Here is a 15,847-nt window from a genome sequence, read left to right as displayed (position 1 = left end):
CCGGGCAGTCCGCCACACGGGCCCGGTCCCGGGAGCGGCGTCGGATCGCGACGACGGACACGACCGCGCCGGCTTGAAGGTGCACGAGCTGAGCTGGTCCATCAAGGGCACCGTGATCATCGACGGCATCGTGCTGCACGCGCCGCACGGCAAGATCACCGGCCTTCTCGGCCCGAACGGCTCCGGGAAGACGACTCTGCTGCGGGCGGTCGCACGGCTCGCCCGGGCCGACCGCGGCGCCGTCCATCTCGACGGCAGCGACCTCGCCCGGCTGCGACGCCGTGACCTGGCGAGAAGACTGGCGGTGGTGGAGCAGCACGCTGGGACGGATCTCGACGTGAGCGTGCTGGACGTGGTCCTCCTCGGCCGCACCCCGTACCGCTCCGCCCTGCAAAGCGACTCCGAACAGGACCGGCGACTCGCGTTCGAGGCGCTGGCGCAGGTCAATATGGCCGAGTTCGCCAGCCGGCGCTGGAACACCCTGTCCGGCGGAGAGAAGCAGCGGGTTCATCTGGCCAGGGCACTGACCCAGCGGCCGGCGCTGCTGGTGCTGGACGAGCCGACCAACCATCTGGACATCGCGCACGCGCTGTCCCTGCTGGCACTGGTGCAACGGGCCGGCCTGACCACGTTCGCCGCGCTGCACGACCTGAACCTGGCGGCCATGTACTGCGACCATCTGGTGGTCCTCCGGGAAGGCCGGGTCGTGGCCGGCGGTGCACCGCACGACGTCCTGACGCCGGAGCTGCTCATGGACGTGTTCGACGTCCGGGCCGACGTCGGGAGGCATCCCGAGACGGGACGGCCGCTGCTGACGTTCCATCCGCCGGGCGTGGTGGTGCCGTCATGACGAGACAGATCGTGCTGGTGGGTCGAGCCCTTGGCGCTCCGGCCGCGGAACGTGCGCTGAGCCGGCTGGCGGTGCGGCTGCGCGAGCGCACCGGCGACATCGTGCGGTCCGCGCTGCTCGACCACGGCGAGGAATCCTTGCACGACGCGCTGGACGAGTGCCACGCCGACGGCGCCACCGAGGTTCTCGTCCTGCCCGTTCAGGTACCTCGCGACCGCTACTTGGAGACGTGGGTCGGCAAAGCGGCCGCGCATTGGACTGAGCGGCGAGGCGACGAGCGAGCGCAGCGGTCGACGCGAGGAACGAGCATCGCCCGCGAAGCAAGCGAGAAGCCGAGCGCGACCAACAGACCTGAGCGGCGAGGCGACGAGCGAGCGCAGCGGTCGACGCGAGGAACGAGCATCGCCCGCGAAGCAAGCGAGAAACCGAGCGCGACCAACAGACCTCAGCGGCGAGGCGACGAGCGAGCGCAGCGGTCGACGCGAGGAACGAGCATCGCCCGCGAAGCAAGCGAGAAACCGAGCGCGACCAACAGACCTGAGCGGCGATGCGTGTCCTTCCTGCCGGAGGTGCGTATCGGCGTCGGGGTGAGCGAGACCGAGCCGATGCTTGACGCGCTGGTCGCCGCCATGACGACGCCTAGCCAACCGGTCACCGATTCACCGGCCTCCTTCCGGAGCCCGAACTGGTCGACCATCGGCGGGCACCGCCATCATGTGCTGATCTGCCGGGGTCCGAGGTGTTCGGCGCACGGCAGCGCGCTCGTCGCCCAGGCGCTGGCAGCGAAGCTGCAGGCCGGTCCGGTGAGCTACGAGGAGGTGCTGGTCACCAACACGGGCTGCCTGGTTCCGTGCAATCTCGGCCCGATCGTCGTGGTGCAGCCCGACGACGTCTGGTACACGTCGGTGGATTCCGGCGGAGTGGACCGAATCGTCGACGAACATCTGCACCGTGGCGTCGTCGTCCGCGAGCTGCGGACGACCCGCGGTACCACGTCGTCGGGCGCCCTGGACCCGTCGCCTGCCATCTCTTACACGACCCCGGAGGACATATGAGTTCTGGTTACCCGTTCACGGCCGTCGTCGGCATGGAGGACCTGCGCCTTGCCCTGGTGCTGTCGGCGGTGTCGCCCGCGACTGGCGGTGTGCTGGTCCGTGGCGAGAAGGGCACCGCGAAGTCCACCATGGTCCGGGCGCTGGCCGGTCTACTGCCCGCCGTCGACGTAGTGGCGGGCTGCCGATTCTCATGCGCGCCGAAGAGCCCGGACCCGGAGTGCCCGGACGGGCCACACGACGACGGCGACGATTCGCTCGCGCGCCCGGCCCGGCTGGTGGAACTGCCGGTGGGCGCATCGGAGGACCGGGTGCTCGGCTCGATCCACCTGGAGCGGGCGCTTACCGAAGGTGTCACCGCCTTTGAGCCCGGGCTTCTCGCCGCCGCGCACCGGGGCATTCTCTACGTCGACGAGGTCAATCTGCTGCATGACCACCTCGTCGACGTCCTCCTGGACGCGGCTGCGATGGGCCGGGCCAAGGTGGAGCGGGAGAACGTCTCGGTCTCCCACGCGGCGCGGTTCGTCATGGTCGGCACCATGAACCCCGAGGAGGGCGAACTCCGTCCCCAGCTGCTGGACCGCTTCGGCTTGACGGTCGAGGTCGCGGCCAGTCGCGATCCGGGCGTCCGGGCCGACGTCGTCCGATCCCGGCTGGCCTACGAGGCCGACGCCGCCGGTTTCGCGGCGCGCTTCGCCGACGACGAGCGACGCCTCGCCGAACGGATCGCGGCCGCCCGGGAGCGGTTGGGCGACGTCGTCCTCACCGACGCGGCGTTGCGCCAGATCACCGAGGTGTGCGCGGCGTTCGAGGTGGACGGGATGCGTGCCGACCTGGTCACGGCCCAGACGGCGATTGCCCACGCCGCCTGGTCGGGGCGGACAGTCGTCGAGACGGAGGACGTGCGTGCGGCTGCCCGGCTGGCGCTTCCGCACCGCCGCCGGCGCAACCCGTTCGACTCGCCCGGCCTGGACGACGAGCAACTGGAGCAGGTCCTCGAGGATTTCTCTCCTGACGACCCCGACCCCGGCCCAGGGCCCGACGGCACCGGCGGGGACGGCCCGGGAGACGATCCCGGCAGCGGCCCGGACGATTCCGGCCCGGGCTCGGACCGGGACAGCTCGCTCGCCGGGGCTGATCCCGGCGCGGCGGACTCGGCGTCACCCGAATCGGCCGGCACGTCCGCCGGCGAGGCGCCATCGGCATCCCAGCCATCGCCCTCCGTGGCGCCCCGTGCCGGGGAGACCGCCCCGGCTTCCGGCGACGACGCTCCCGGCCGGAGACCACCCGGTGACGACGTCCAGACGGCGGCGACGCCTTACCGGGCCCGGCTGCTGACCGTGTCCGGTCAGGGCGCGGGCGCGCAGGGTCGTCGTTCGCGCGCCATCACCAGCAGTGGGCGCACTATCGGCGCCCGCCGCCCCAAGGAGGGCGAGACCGGAAGTCCGCACCTGATGGCCACGTTGATGGCCGCGGCTCCACACCAGGCTCGCCGCCGGGCCGTGGCTGCCGAGGCGGCGGCCGAGAGAGCTCGGACGCGGGCCGGGACGGTGGTGCGGCTGCGCCGGGAGGATGTTCGGCTGGCGGTCCGTGAGGGCCGGGAGGGCAACCTGGTGCTGTTCAGCGTGGACGCGTCCGGGTCGATGGGTGCGAAGGCCCGGATGCGGGAGGTGAAGACGGCCATCCTGTCCCTGCTGCTTGACGCGTATCAGCGGCGGGACAAGGTCGGCCTGGTCACGTTCCGGGGCTACGACGCGACGCTCGCGCTGCCCCCGACCACCAGCGTGGACGCGGCCGCGTCCCGGCTCGAGTCGATGCCCACGGGCGGGCGGACCCCGCTGGCCGAAGGGCTGGCCGAGACCGCCCGAGTGGTCGCCCTGGAGAGCGTGCGCGATTCCCGTCGCCGCCCGCTCGTCGTCGTCGTGACCGATGGCCGGGCGACCGCAGGCAAGAACGCCGTCGCTCGGTCCCACCATGCCGGGGCCGTGCTCGCGCGGGAACTGCATCGCACCCGTGGCACGGCAGTGGTGGTCGACTGTGAGTCCGGCCCTGTCCGCCTCGGCTTGGCGGCCTCGCTTGCCACAGGCCTCGGTGCCGAGCACCTCGTCCTCGACGGCGTCGCGGCCGGTGCGACGGCGACGACGTTGACCTCCACGGTCCGCGAACGCTCAACCCAACGGAGGGCCGCATAACCATGCCCCAAGGTCAACCCACGGCAGTCCCGCAGGACGGGCTCACCACCCGCCAGCGGCGCAACCGTCCATTGGTGATCGTGCATACCGGCGACATGAAGGGAAAGTCCACCGCCGCGTTCGGCCTGGCGCTGCGCGGCTGGAACCAGGGCTGGAACATCGGCGTGTTCCAGTTCGTCAAGTCCGCGAAGTGGCGCGTCGGGGAGGAAGGTGCGTTCAAGGCTCTCGGCCGGTTGCACGAGCAGACGGGTGAGGGTGGCCCGGTCGAATGGCACAAGATGGGCGAAGGCTGGTCCTGGAGCCGGAAGAAGGGCAGCGAGGACGACCACGCCGCCGCAGCCGCCGAAGGATGGCGGGAGATCGCCGCCCGCATCGCCGACCAGCGGCATGGGCTGTACGTCCTCGACGAGTTCACCTACCCGATCCATTGGGGGTGGGTCGACGTCACGGAGGTGGTGGAGGTGCTCACCAACCGGCCGGGGCACCAGCACGTCGTCATTACCGGACGGCACGCGCACCCGGCGTTGATCGAGGCGGCTGACCTGGTGATGGAGACCGCCAAGGTGAAGCACCCGATGGACGCCGGGCAGAAGGGCCAGCGTGGCATCGAGTGGTGACACGCCGGCTGTACGCACCGTTGTGTCCTGCGACCCGAGCGCCATGAGCCACAGTTCGCAGGACACAACGAGGGCGGCGCCGGGGCCGGACCTGCGGCACCATGGGGACCGGGACGCGGCCGCCGGCCTGATCGACCTCGCGGTCAACGTCCGCGCCGGCATGCCACCGCCGTGGCTGCGCGACCGCCTGCGCGCCACGGTCGACGACGTCGCGGCATATCCCGACGCGAAGCCCGCCGCCGAGGCGATCGCGGTACGGCACGGCCGTCCAGCCGACGAGGTACTGCCGGCGGCCGGCGGGGCCGAGGCGTTCACCCTGATCGCCCGCGCCTTCCGCCCGGGCGCCGATGTCCAGCGGGCCGTCGTCGTACATCCGCAGTTCACCGAACCTGAGGTGGCGCTCACAACAGCGCGGCACACCGTCGAACGCGTGGTCCTATCGGCGGCTGACGGCTTCGTGCTGGACCCCAGCATCGTCCCAGGCGACGCGGACCTGGTCGTCGTCGGTAACCCCACCAATCCGACATCTGTACTACACCCGGCACGATCCATCGAGCGCCTGACCCGCCCGGGCCGGATCGTCGTGGTCGATGAGGCTTTCATGGACGCTGTGCCCGGGGAGGCCGAGTCCGTGGCGGACCGGCGCGACCTGCCAGGGCTCGTCGTGCTGCGCAGCCTGACCAAGACGTGGGGCCTCGCCGGGATTCGCGCGGGTTACATACTGGGGCCGGCTGACGCCATCGAGAGGTTCCGGGACGTTCAGCCACCGTGGTCGGTGTCGAGCCTGGCGGTGGAGGCGATCCAAGCATGCCTGGAGCCCTCGGCACTCGCCGAGGCCGAGCGGACGGCCCGCGCGGACGAGCCGGTGAGGGCGTGGCTCGCTGCCGAACTCCGGCAGTTCGGGGGCGAGGTGGTGTCGGCTCCGCGGGCGCCGTTCGTCCTGGTCAGGTTCCCCGACGACGACGGTCTGCGGCATCGGTTGCGGGACGCCGGCTGGGCTGTGCGGCGTGGCGACACGTTCCCGGGCCTCGGCCAGGACTGGTTCCGGATCGCGCTGCGCGACCGATCCACGTTGGCATCGTTCCTCAGCGTCCTATCTGCCTGCCTCACCTCCGGTGGCGGGCCAGCAGGTGAAGCCCCAGCCAGCTGAGCCCTCCGGCCAGGCCAGCTACCCCTCCCACCGTGGTGTTCGTGGCGAACGCCAATCCCACGCCCAAGACCACGGCGACGATCAGCGCGCCGCCGTAGCCGGTGACGGCATCAGTCATGTAGGACACATTCCCCGCGGAAACGGCGTCAAACAGCACCGCCGCTGGTGGACCACACGCGGCCGGCGATCCGGCGTAGCTTGTCCGGGTTGATCACCCCATAGATTCCGCACACGTGCCGGCCGTCTTCACTGACCTCGATGACCCCCACCGAATGCAGGCTTCCGTCCGGATGCAACAGCGCGACGGCCGGCTCCCCGTTGACCACGACGTGACCCACGGTGAGCTCGGACAGCTCTCCGAACACCCTGTCCGAGGCGAACAGCCTGGCGACCTTGTCCCGCCCCACCATCACCTGACGAGCCGCGCGAACCTTGCCTCCGGTGTCTGTGCGCAGCTCCACGTCCGGAGCAAGCACGTCCATCAACGCGGTCAGGTCACCACCGGCGGCAGCGGCGAGGAACCGCTCCGTGACCGCTCGGCGCGAGCCCTCGTCGACCTCTGTTCTCGGCCGTCTGGCGTGCACGTGTTCGCGGGCGCGGTGGGCGAGCTGTCGCACGGCCGCCGGTGAGCGGCCCAGGATCTCCGCGATCTCAGGATGCCCATATCCGAACGCCTCCCGCAGTACGAAGACCGCCCGCTCCAGCGGAGTCAGCGTCTCGAGCACGACCATCAGGGCGATCGAGACCGACTCCGTCCGTACCGCCTCGTCGGAGGCGTCGCCGGCCGAGATCAGCGGCTCCGGTAGCCACGGCCCCACATACGTCTCGCGCATGCGCCGCATCCGGCGTAACCGCGACATCGCCTCGTTGACCGTTATCCGCACCAGGTAGGCCCGCACATTGTCCACGGAGGCCCGGTCCGCTCCCGCCCAGGACAGCCAGGTTTCCTGGAGGACGTCCTCAGTGTCGGCGACCGTTCCGAGGATGTTGTATCCGATCGAGAAGAGGAGTTCACGGTGCTCGGCGAGGTCGCGCGTGGCCGCGTCGAGCGCGTCGTCGTCCTTCGGTGGCATCTCGTCCATCCCAGATCTCCTTGCCTGCCAATGGGCACCGGGTCCTTCTGTGCCCCACGCTCCCACGACGCCTGGAACGGCCCGAATGTGACATGGGCCGCAGACAACGACGTCGATGTCACATTCCCGGCGCCGGCCGGCTCTTGGATGCATGGTCAAGAAACTGACACGTCTTGTGGTGCACCGTCGGCGCGCGGTGCTGGTCACCGCTGTCATCATCGCTCTTCTCGGCGGTTCGGCCGGGTCGACGCTATTCAGCAAGCTCTCGGCAGGCGGCTGGGACGATCCGGGCGCGGAGTCGGGAGCAGCCGCGGATCTCCTTCAGGACAAGCTCGGGCACCGACCTCCCAATCTGGTGCTCATGATCACCGCCCCGGACACGGTCGACGAGCCTGGCGCGGTGCGGGCCGGCACCGCGTTGACCGAGCGGCTGGCCGCCGAGCCAGGGTTGTCGGATGTGACCTCCTATTGGTCAGCTGGCCAACCGGACCAGCTGCGCAGTACCGATGCAGGCAAGGCACTGGTGCTCGCCACGATCGAGGGCGATCCGACCGAGGTGGACCAGCGCCTGAGCAAACTGATCCCGGTCTACGAGGGAGATCAGGGGGAACTGGACGTACGCATCGGCGGCTATGCGATGTTCGAGCACGAGTTGACCGAACAGAGTGAGCGCGACATCATCGCGGCCGAGATGATCGTCTTTCCGATCACCCTCATCGCCCTGGTGCTGATCTTCGGAAGTGTGGTCGCGGCGCTTCTGCCGCTGGCGGTGGCGCTGGTCACGGTCCTGACGGGCATGGGGGTGATGTGGGTACTGGCCGATCTGACGGATCTGTCGGTTCTGGCCACGAACGTGGTCACACTCCTCGGCATGGGGTTGGCCATCGACTACAGCCTCCTCATGGTCAACCGCTTCCGGGAGGAGCTGCGAGCCGGGAAGAGCACATCAGACGCCATCGCGGCGACCATGCGGACGGCCGGGCGCACCATCGTGTTCTCCGCCGTGACGGTGGCCATCGCGCTCTCCGCGCTCATCTGGTTCCCGCTGGGTGCGCTGCGCTCGGTCAGCTACGCCGGAATCGCCACCGCACTGGTCGCCGGTGCCGCCTCCCTCACCCTTCTGCCCGCCCTACTCTCGGTCTTCGGCCGGCGGGTCGGCCGGGCGCGGCTGGGGCGTCGTCGGCCGGACGGCGCCGACGGCGCCACGGAGGAAGGCTTCTGGCACCGGCTGGCAGTTCTCGTCATGAGGCGGCCGGTCCCCGTCGCCACGGTCGTCGTCCTCTTCTTGCTTCTCCTGGGTAGCCCGTTTCTCAACCTGAAGCTCGGCGAGGTCGACGAGCGGACCATGCCCGCGTCCGCGCAGTCACGGCAGGTCGCCGATACCGTACGCACCGAATTCGAGTCCGGCGAACAGAACCCTCTGCAGGTGGTGGCGCCCCGCTCGGGCGCCCCGGAGACGGTGGCCGAGTACGCGGCCGAGCTGTCGGCATTGCCGCATGTGTCACATGTCGACACCATCACGGGCACCTACGCCAAGGGGGTGGAGGTGATGCCGGCGGGGCCGCAGCACACCCGGTTCGCCCGGGATGGCGCCCTGTACCTCTCGGTGGTTCCGGCAGCCGGCGCCGCGGAGGACGCCCAGCAGCTCGTGCGTGACCTCCGAGCGACGCCGGCTCCGTTCGACGTGCTGGTGGGCGGTCTCGCGGCAGTCACCGTCGACGGCAACGACTCCCTCCTGCGATGGCTGCCCTACAGCCTCGGAGCGCTGGGGATCTCCATGGTGATCCTGCTGTTCCTGCTCACCGGCAGTGTGCTGTTGCCTTTCCTGGCGCTGTTCCTCAGCGGCCTGAGCCTGACCGCCACGTTCGGAGCGCTGGTGTGGATCTTCCAGGACGGAAACCTCTCCGGGTGGTTCGGCGATTTCGTGGCGACCGGGAGTCTTGCGGGCACCATCCCGGTCATGCTCTTCGCGATCGCGTTCGGACTTGCCATGGACTACCAGGTGTTCATGCTTTCCCGAATCCGCGAAGAGTACGAGCGAACCGGCGACAATGTGACCGCGGTGGCGACCGGCCTGGAGCGGATCGGGCGCATCGTCACGGCCGCGGCCGTGCTGATCTCCATCGTCTTTTTGGCCTTCCTGTTCTCGGAGATCACCTTGATGAAGGCCTTCGGCGTTGGCCTGCCGCTGGCGGTGCTGCTCGACGCTACCTTGATCCGCGGCGCACTCCTGCCCGCGACGATGAGGCTCGGCGGCCGCGTCACCTGGTGGGCCCCGGCACCCCTACGTCGGGTTCATGCTCGATTCGGTCTGCGCGAGGGCGATGACTCCCCCGCTGAGACAGAACTGGTGAAGACCGCGTAGGCGCGACCGCCGGGCGCCGCGTCACCGGTCGAGGTGGTCGGCCAGGACGTGCCGGTGGGTGTCCCGGGCCTGCCCGTGGCGTACGCTGCCTGTCTCCGTGAGCCGGACGAAGACGCTGCGCCGATCGTCATAGCAGATTGCCCGTTCGACCAGGCCCGACCTCTCCAGCCGGGCGACCGTGCGCGACAACGCACTCTGGCTGAGGTACATGTCCGAGGCCAGCTGATGCATCCTGACCTTCTCCTCGCCCGATTCGACGAGACGGTCCAGGGCTTCGAACTCGCTCAGACCCATGCCGTGCTGTTCCTGCAGCTCCCGGTCCAGCGCGGCCGCGGTCTTGTTGTAGCAGGTGGCAAGGTCACGCCACTGGTTCACCAGCTCACGTTCCGGTGCCACGGCCATGGTTCGCACTTTAACATGAACCGACAAACAATGCACAAACATTTAATGCTTGCGCATTTCATGCGCCTGCATGTAACGTCTCCGGCGTGACTGCAACTACCTCCCCTCCATCTGCGTCTCCGAGCGCCCAGCAATGGACTCCACGGCTGTGGGGGATCCTGGCCGTACTCTGCACGGTGCTGTTTCTCGACGGCCTCGACGTGTCCATGGTCGGCGTCGCCCTGCCGTCCATCGGCACTGAACTCGGCTTGAGCACGGCCTCCCTGCAATGGATCGTCAGCGGCTACGTGCTCGGCTTCGGTGGCTTCCTGCTCCTCGGCGGGCGCACCGCGGATCTTCTCGGCAGGCGCAAGATCTTCCTGATCGCCCTGGCGGTGTTCGCTGTGGCGTCGTTCCTTGGTGGCATCGTGAACGACCCAGCCCTGCTCATCGCCACTCGTTTCGTCAAGGGCGTCAGCGCGGCGTTCACCGCTCCTACCGGACTGTCGATCATCACCACCACCTTCGCCGAGGGCAAGGCTCGCAACAAGGCGCTGTCGATCTACACCGTCTTCGGAGCCAGCGGCTTCTCCTCCGGCCTGATCGTCGGCGGGCTGATGACCGGGCTCGGGTGGCGATGGACGTTCCTGTCGCCCGTCCCGATCGCGGTCGCAGCACTGGTGGCGGGGATCATCCTGATTCCGCGGGACCGGCCCGCCGAGACCGGCGGTTACGATCTCACCGGAGCGGCCACCCTCACGAGCGGCATGCTTCTGCTCGTCTACACGGTCGTCTCCGCACCGGAGACGGGCTGGACCCATCCGGCCACGGTGGCGCCATTCGCGCTGGCTGTCGCGCTGCTCACGGCGTTCATCCTGGTCGAGCGGCGGGTGGCGCATCCGCTGGTGAGATTGAGCATCCTCCGGGCGGGCTCGCTCGTGCGCGCCAACATCGCGATCATCGCGCTCTTCGGCTCGTACCTCAGCTTCCAGTTCATCGTCACGTTGTATTTGCAGAATGTCCTCGACTGGTCGCCGTTGAAGATGGCGCTCGCACTACTCCCCGCAGGCGTCCTGGTGGTGCTCACCGCCCCGCACGCGGGCCGGATGATCGACCGCTGGGGCACTCCGCGGCTGATCATCGCTGGGCTCGTCGCCATGAGCCTCGGGTACGTGCTGTTCCTCCGGATCGACGCCGATCCCTCGTACGTCACGGCCATTCTCCCGAGCGTCCTACTCCTCGGTGCCGGCTTTGCTCTAGGCTTCCCCGCCATCAACGTCCAGGCCACATCCGGCGTGAAGGACTCCGAGCAAGGGTTGGCGGCCGGGCTGGTGCAGACGTCAATGCAGGTGGGTGCCGCACTGGTTCTTGCCGTGACCACGGCTGTGGTCGCCACCGGCGACACAGAGGCAAGCCTGCCCGCAGCGCAGATGCTCGACGAGTTCCGCCCGGGCCTGATCCTGGTGACTGTCATCGCCCTGGCCGGCCTTGCCGTCACCCTCCAGCCGCTTCTCCGAGACCGGAGCGGTCGTCGAGGCCCCACGGGAACATCGGGGTCGAACGGCACACCGGCGCTCGTGGAGGAGCTGACGCTCGACTCCACCAAGTCCGGTTGACCGCGACATGAGCGTGTCAGCAGGTGCCGGACCGCCAGCGACGGTCCGGCACCTGCTTAGCTACGGGTATGCGCGAGTACACCTATGCCGAAGTCGGCGCCACCCGGCACGAGCCCCTTCCGGCCGGTTATCACCACGCTCGCCGCCGCGAACGCATCGGGCACGGCAGAGCGGCATTCGACGCCGCGAGCCACGGCCTGATGACGTGGGCCGTCCAGCGGGGCGCCGGCATCCGTGTCGATTCCACCTCAGCTGAGGTCAGAGAAGGCGTCGAACTCCTCAACGGGGTGGGAATCGGCCCCCTCCGGCTCCGGGCTCCCTGCCGGGTGGTCTGGACGGTCGAGGAACCCAGACGCGTCGGATTCGCCTATGGCACCCTGCAGGGCCACCCGGAGAGCGGCGAGGAGTCGCTGATCCTGGAGATCGACGATCACGATGACGTCTGGTTCACCATCACGGTCTTCAGCCGCGCAGCGGCGTGGTACGCGAAGATCGGCGGCCCGGTGACTCGAGCGTTGCAGTCGTTCGCCACTCGCCGCTATGTCGACGCCGCGCGTCATCTCGCAAATCCGCAATAGTTGCTTACGCTCTAAGGATGCACGCAGGCTCGTTCGACGGTGGGCTGTACACAAGGGATCAGCTCCAGCTCCTCAACTGGACGCCCGCAGGCAGCGCCGTCCCCCAGCATCGTCGGCGGACTTGTGCCTAGCCCGCACAGGTCAGCCCCCCGGATCGGCGTCGCCCTCGTCGGATTCGTCATGTTCGCCGCCGGCGTGGTCGGCACTTGGCTGACCTGGCGATATTTCGTGACTACCAGTACTGGGCAGCGGGTCGACGACGCCGCCTTCCGCGGATCGGAGATCGGCCACTCCACACTCTGGAAGGTGGCCGAGCCGGTCCTCGATGTCGTGTCGGTCCCGTTCATCGTGGTGGTCCTCGGCGCGGCCGCATTGATCGCCCTAATCCGGCGGCGTTGGCTGCTGGCGCTCCAGGTGACCGTCCTCGTCGGCGGCGCCAACGTGACGACGCAGGTTCTCAAGTACGTGGTGCTGGACCGGCCCGATCTCGCCGAGACGATGGGCGCGGCGAACAACTCCTTGCCCAGTGGGCACACCACGGTGGCCGCCAGCGTCGCCGCCGCGCTGGTTCTCGTGGTGCCGAGACAGACCCGGCCGATGGTGGCGCTACTCGCCGCGGGCTACGCGGCGGCCACAGGTGTCGCCACCATGATCGGCGGCTGGCACCGCCCGTCCGACGTCGTGGCCGCGATGACTGTAGTGCTCGCGTGGTCGGGGCTGACCGTGATGGTCACCGCACTGGCCAGTCCCGAGCGGGCGAGCGTGCCGGATCGCGCCATCGTGCCGACCACTCTGGTCGGCGGCCTGATAGGTATCGCCTCGTTCATCGCCGGCCTCCTGTCGGCGTCGGCGCTCGCGGCCACGGCCGACCTGGTCGCCGACGGAGGGTCCGCGACTGCACGCGGTGACCTGCTCAGGGCCTACACCGGAAGTGCGTTCGGGGTGCTCGCCACCACCGGCACGGTGTTCGCCACGGTCCTCGTCGCTCATCAGTTCGCTTGCCGCCCCCACGTCTCGAGGCGCGTCACCGAGACCACACGGCCCTGACCTTGACGCATGGCCGAACGTAAAGATCCGGTGCACAGTTTGTGACGAGGACTACACAACGGGCCCCCGGTGAGTAAGACTGGCACCATGACCTCTAGCACGGCCAACCGACGATTCCTGCCCACCAGTCCCTTCCAGCAAGTTTCCCAGGCTCCCGTGGAGAAGTTCTCCGTCGATGACCTTCTCACCCACGACCGATACGGTGTCGGTCGGGTCGTCGGTCTCGGCGCCGACAACAAGGTGCACGTGGACTTCGGGGCTGGAGTGCAGACAATCACTCTTCCAAACTCCAAGGTCACACGCCTCTAAGGCGGACAGGGCCCCACATCCGTACCGTCCGGCAAGCCGCTCATCACGTCCCGCGGTGCGGGCCTCATCACCGGGCTGACTGCGGGTGAGGCATGCTCGATACATGCCGACGAAGCATGTCTCGATCACTCCGGAACGGCTTGAACACTGGCTGGAGGGGTTCGCCGAGCGACACGGTGCATCCAGCACGCACGCCGAGGCTGAGCATGTCGTAGTGCGTGCCGCCGACGGTTCCGAGGCGCGCTGTTCGGTGCCTTTCGGCCCGCTGCGGATCGATCCCGAGTCCGCCTATCTCGGGTTGCTCGACCACGCGCGGCGCGACCGGCTCGTCGGCGTCATCCTGGTGCGTCGTGGCGGTTATGCGGCCGGCGTGTTCGAAGGTCGCGTGCTCGTCGCTTCGAAAGTGGGCTCACGGCATGTCCAGGGCCGCACGGCCGCCGGCGGGCAGTCTCAGCAGAGGTTCTCCCGCCGCCGGGACAACCAGGCACGAGAAGCGTTCGCGGCGGCCGCCGATGTGGCCGCGCGCGTCCTCGTTCCGTACACGCACACACTCGAGGCCGTGGTGTGCGGAGGCGACCGACGAGCTGTGAGTCAGGTGCTGTCCGATCCGCGACTGGCCGGGCTGCTCCCCATGGTGGTGCCTCCCCACCTGGCGGTGCCGGATCCCAAGCTCCGCGTTCTGCGAGACACCGCGGACATGTTCAGGGCGGTCGAAATCGAGGTCATCGAATCCACCCCTCAAGACGCACCGCGGAATAAGCAAGCGTAGTTTGGGCACTGAGCACCATGTACGTCTCGACGAGAGGACCACACGCATGGCCACCTACTCCCTTCCTGACCTTCCCTACGACTACGGTGCCCTCGAGCCGCACATCGCCGGCCAAATCATGGAGCTGCACCACTCCAAGCACCACCAAACGTATGTCAGCGGCACCAATACGGCTCTGGAGCAGTTGGAGGAGGCACGCGCCGCGAACAAGCTGGACACTGTCAACCAGCTGCAGAAGAACCTGGCCTTCAATCTCGCCGGACATGTCAACCACACGGTGTTCTGGAACAACCTGTCGCCGGAAGGTGGCGACAAGCCCGACGGCGAGCTCGGCGCCGCGATCGACGAGTTCTTCGGGTCCTTCGACGGCTTTCGGGCCCACTTCACGGCGGCCGCGCTGGGCATTCAGGGTTCTGGCTGGTCGATCCTGGCTTGGGAGAGCATCGGCCAGCGTCTGGTGATCGAGCAGCTGTACGACCACCAGGGCAACCTGGCCGTGGGAACGGTCCCGCTTCTCATGCTCGACATGTGGGAGCACGCGTTCTACCTGCAGTACAAGAACGTCAAGCCGGACTACGTCAACGCGTTCTGGAACATCGTGAACTGGTCCGACGTGGCCGACCGATTGAGCACCGCCAAGTCCAAGACCAACGGGCTCATCACGCCGTCGTAGCTTCGGCGCTCGATTCAGGGGCGTGTTCGGTGGACGTACGGTCCACGGGACACGCCCCACTGTTTTCGCCGCCATCATGTGGCATGATGGAATCCCAAGTGAGAAGTTCGGTTGACCGAACTCGTTCGAAGGCGGTGGTGAGCATGTTCCGGCATCCGCCTCAACGCCGCGAGACGGTGACAGCCGTAGCCATCGTCGCGCTTGCCGTCAGCTACCTCAGCGTGCTCGCCGGCTGGCTGCTGACCCGCCTCTAGTGGCCCACGCCACACCCTGCTGCCGCAGACGCCGCAATCCGCTCTGGCTTCTTCTCCGTACTTACCGGACAGCACCTCACGCCGCCGGCGTGCCGACCGGCGCGGGTTGTCCTTCGACCGCCCGTGCTATCGCGCCCATGCGCCGCCTACGCTGGACGATTCGAAGGAGTTCAGGATGACCTCGGAACGGACCAACCGCCGTCTTGTCCTAGCCGTGGGCGCGGTCGTGGGCGTCGTCGCCCTCGCCCTCGCAGGCACCTGGTTCTACGTCAACGTCCTGAGCGGGGACGCTCCGGAGCCGTTCAGCCTGGACACGGCCAACCCCGGCCCCGCGGGGAACGATGCCTCCCCGGCGAGCGGGGAGGTGGCCCTCGACGGCACGTGGACCGTCGCTGAAGGATCCGAGGCCGGCTATCGCGTCGACGAGGTGCTCAACGGCATGGACAACACGGTGGTGGGTCGCACAAGCGAGGTGACCGGCCAGGTCATCGTCTCGGACAGCACCGCCACCAGTGCAGAGGTCACGGTGGACATGGCCAGCGTCACGACGGACAGCGGCAGCCGCGATGGACAGTTCCAGGGCTCGATCATGAACACCGACCAGTACCCCACGTCCACATTCACGCTGACCGAGCCTGTCGATCTCACCGGACTCGCCGACGAGGGCGAGACCGTACAGACGACCGCGGCAGGCGAGCTGACGATCCGCGACGTCACCCGGCCTGTCGAGGCGCAACTGGAGCTGCGCCGGTCGGATGGCACCGTCCAGGTCGTGGGCTCGATCCCGATCATCTTCGAAGACTTCGACGTCGATCCGCCGAACCTGGCGTTTGTCCGGGTGGAGGACGACGGGCTGGTCGAGTTCCTGCTGACCTTGGCTCAGGGCTGAGCCTCCGCGGGCGGTGACCGGCCGCCAGCCGG

17 protein-coding genes are annotated in these 15,847 nt (G+C 68.5%); 14 read left to right on the top strand and 3 right to left on the bottom strand.

Translation table 11 applies throughout. From position 1 onward, the window contains the following. The first annotated feature begins 73 nt into the window (after positions 1-73). Genes G1H11_RS09445 through cobC form a run of 5 tightly spaced genes read left to right on the top strand, consistent with a single transcriptional unit; the run spans position 74 to position 5,861 of the window. Entirely contained in the window at positions 74-850 is a 777-nt protein-coding gene (locus G1H11_RS09445) for an ABC transporter ATP-binding protein (RefSeq protein WP_163818452.1), read from the top strand. Next, a complete protein-coding gene (locus G1H11_RS09440; RefSeq protein WP_163818299.1) occupies positions 847-1,905 on the top strand; it encodes a (2Fe-2S) ferredoxin domain-containing protein in 1,059 nt (352 codons plus the stop codon). Before G1H11_RS09445 ends, G1H11_RS09440 begins: the two co-directional genes overlap by 4 nt. Further along, positions 1,902-4,094, top strand: coding sequence for a magnesium chelatase subunit D family protein (locus G1H11_RS09435; protein ID WP_163818298.1), 2,193 nt, complete (start codon positions 1,902-1,904; stop codon positions 4,092-4,094). Before G1H11_RS09440 ends, G1H11_RS09435 begins: the two co-directional genes overlap by 4 nt. A 2-nt stretch (positions 4,095-4,096) precedes the next feature. After that, on the top strand, positions 4,097-4,711 hold the full coding sequence (gene cobO / locus G1H11_RS09430) for a cob(I)yrinic acid a,c-diamide adenosyltransferase (protein ID WP_163818297.1): 615 nt from the start codon (positions 4,097-4,099) through the stop codon (positions 4,709-4,711). 43 nt (positions 4,712-4,754) lie between these two features. Continuing rightward, positions 4,755-5,861, top strand: coding sequence for an Rv2231c family histidinol phosphate aminotransferase CobC (gene cobC / locus G1H11_RS09425; protein ID WP_163818296.1), 1,107 nt, complete (start codon positions 4,755-4,757; stop codon positions 5,859-5,861). Here cobC and G1H11_RS09420 read toward each other — a convergent pair. Then, a complete protein-coding gene (locus G1H11_RS09420; protein WP_163818295.1) occupies positions 5,818-5,979 on the bottom strand; it encodes a hypothetical protein in 162 nt (53 codons plus the stop codon). The two genes, cobC and G1H11_RS09420, sit on opposite strands and share 44 nt — an antisense overlap. Before the next feature lie 28 nt (positions 5,980-6,007). Then, positions 6,008-6,943, bottom strand: coding sequence for an RNA polymerase sigma factor SigJ (gene sigJ / locus G1H11_RS09415; protein WP_163818294.1), 936 nt, complete (start codon positions 6,941-6,943; stop codon positions 6,008-6,010). Positions 6,944-7,085: 142 nt separating this feature from the next. On the opposite strand from sigJ, the gene G1H11_RS09410 reads away from it, so the two are divergent. Continuing rightward, on the top strand, positions 7,086-9,299 hold the full coding sequence (locus G1H11_RS09410) for an MMPL family transporter (RefSeq protein ID WP_163818293.1): 2,214 nt from the start codon (positions 7,086-7,088) through the stop codon (positions 9,297-9,299). Positions 9,300-9,320: 21 nt separating this feature from the next. Here G1H11_RS09410 and G1H11_RS09405 read toward each other — a convergent pair whose 3' ends face one another. After that, entirely contained in the window at positions 9,321-9,701 is a 381-nt protein-coding gene (locus G1H11_RS09405; protein WP_216843604.1) for a MarR family winged helix-turn-helix transcriptional regulator, read from the bottom strand. Positions 9,702-9,787: 86 nt separating this feature from the next. On the opposite strand from G1H11_RS09405, the gene G1H11_RS09400 reads away from it, so the two are divergent. From G1H11_RS09400 to G1H11_RS09365, 8 genes are all read left to right on the top strand, one after another. Beyond that, positions 9,788-11,296: an MFS transporter gene (locus tag G1H11_RS09400; protein WP_163818291.1), complete on the top strand. Its 1,509-nt coding sequence runs from the start codon at positions 9,788-9,790 to the stop codon at positions 11,294-11,296. A 68-nt stretch (positions 11,297-11,364) separates the two neighbouring features. Continuing rightward, positions 11,365-11,874: a DUF1990 domain-containing protein gene (locus G1H11_RS09395; protein WP_163818290.1), complete on the top strand. Its 510-nt coding sequence runs from the start codon at positions 11,365-11,367 to the stop codon at positions 11,872-11,874. A 228-nt stretch (positions 11,875-12,102) separates the two neighbouring features. After that, positions 12,103-12,921 carry a phosphatase PAP2 family protein gene (locus G1H11_RS09390; RefSeq protein ID WP_216843603.1) on the top strand — a complete coding sequence of 273 codons (819 nt, stop codon included), beginning with the start codon at positions 12,103-12,105 and terminating at the stop codon, positions 12,919-12,921. A gap of 87 nt (positions 12,922-13,008) precedes the next feature. Further along, positions 13,009-13,230 carry a hypothetical protein gene (locus tag G1H11_RS09385; protein WP_163818289.1) on the top strand — a complete coding sequence of 74 codons (222 nt, stop codon included), beginning with the start codon at positions 13,009-13,011 and terminating at the stop codon, positions 13,228-13,230. Between the two features lie 103 nt (positions 13,231-13,333). After that, positions 13,334-13,999, top strand: coding sequence for an acVLRF1 family peptidyl-tRNA hydrolase (locus G1H11_RS09380; protein WP_163818288.1), 666 nt, complete (start codon positions 13,334-13,336; stop codon positions 13,997-13,999). A gap of 46 nt (positions 14,000-14,045) precedes the next feature. Next, on the top strand, positions 14,046-14,672 hold the full coding sequence (locus G1H11_RS09375) for a superoxide dismutase (RefSeq protein ID WP_163818287.1): 627 nt from the start codon (positions 14,046-14,048) through the stop codon (positions 14,670-14,672). A gap of 98 nt (positions 14,673-14,770) precedes the next feature. Continuing rightward, positions 14,771-14,926 carry a hypothetical protein gene (locus G1H11_RS09370; RefSeq protein WP_163818286.1) on the top strand — a complete coding sequence of 52 codons (156 nt, stop codon included), beginning with the start codon at positions 14,771-14,773 and terminating at the stop codon, positions 14,924-14,926. 175 nt (positions 14,927-15,101) lie between these two features. Further along, complete coding sequence (locus G1H11_RS09365) at positions 15,102-15,815, top strand: YceI family protein (RefSeq protein ID WP_163818285.1); 714 nt, start codon at positions 15,102-15,104, stop codon at positions 15,813-15,815. Positions 15,816-15,847: the final 32 nt, after the last annotated feature.

The organism is Phytoactinopolyspora alkaliphila (assembly GCF_010550695.1).
Lineage (GTDB): Bacteria > Actinomycetota > Actinomycetes > Jiangellales > Jiangellaceae > Phytoactinopolyspora > Phytoactinopolyspora alkaliphila.
This window is presented reverse-complemented; position numbering and strand designations above follow the sequence as displayed.

Coding starts and splice junctions, on each gene's coding strand:
- G1H11_RS09440 (WP_163818299.1), top strand. CDS start 847: ATGACGAGACAGATCGTGCTGGTGGGTCGAGCCCTTGGCGCTCCGGCC.
- G1H11_RS09435 (WP_163818298.1), top strand. CDS start 1,902: ATGAGTTCTGGTTACCCGTTCACGGCCGTCGTCGGCATGGAGGACCTG.
- cobO (WP_163818297.1), top strand. CDS start 4,097: ATGCCCCAAGGTCAACCCACGGCAGTCCCGCAGGACGGGCTCACCACC.
- cobC (WP_163818296.1), top strand. CDS start 4,755: ATGAGCCACAGTTCGCAGGACACAACGAGGGCGGCGCCGGGGCCGGAC.
- G1H11_RS09420 (WP_163818295.1), bottom strand. CDS start 5,979: ATGACTGATGCCGTCACCGGCTACGGCGGCGCGCTGATCGTCGCCGTG.
- sigJ (WP_163818294.1), bottom strand. CDS start 6,943: ATGGACGAGATGCCACCGAAGGACGACGACGCGCTCGACGCGGCCACG.
- G1H11_RS09410 (WP_163818293.1), top strand. CDS start 7,086: ATGGTCAAGAAACTGACACGTCTTGTGGTGCACCGTCGGCGCGCGGTG.
- G1H11_RS09405 (WP_216843604.1), bottom strand. CDS start 9,701: ATGGCCGTGGCACCGGAACGTGAGCTGGTGAACCAGTGGCGTGACCTT.
- G1H11_RS09395 (WP_163818290.1), top strand. CDS start 11,365: ATGCGCGAGTACACCTATGCCGAAGTCGGCGCCACCCGGCACGAGCCC.
- G1H11_RS09385 (WP_163818289.1), top strand. CDS start 13,009: ATGACCTCTAGCACGGCCAACCGACGATTCCTGCCCACCAGTCCCTTC.
- G1H11_RS09380 (WP_163818288.1), top strand. CDS start 13,334: ATGCCGACGAAGCATGTCTCGATCACTCCGGAACGGCTTGAACACTGG.
- G1H11_RS09375 (WP_163818287.1), top strand. CDS start 14,046: ATGGCCACCTACTCCCTTCCTGACCTTCCCTACGACTACGGTGCCCTC.
- G1H11_RS09365 (WP_163818285.1), top strand. CDS start 15,102: ATGACCTCGGAACGGACCAACCGCCGTCTTGTCCTAGCCGTGGGCGCG.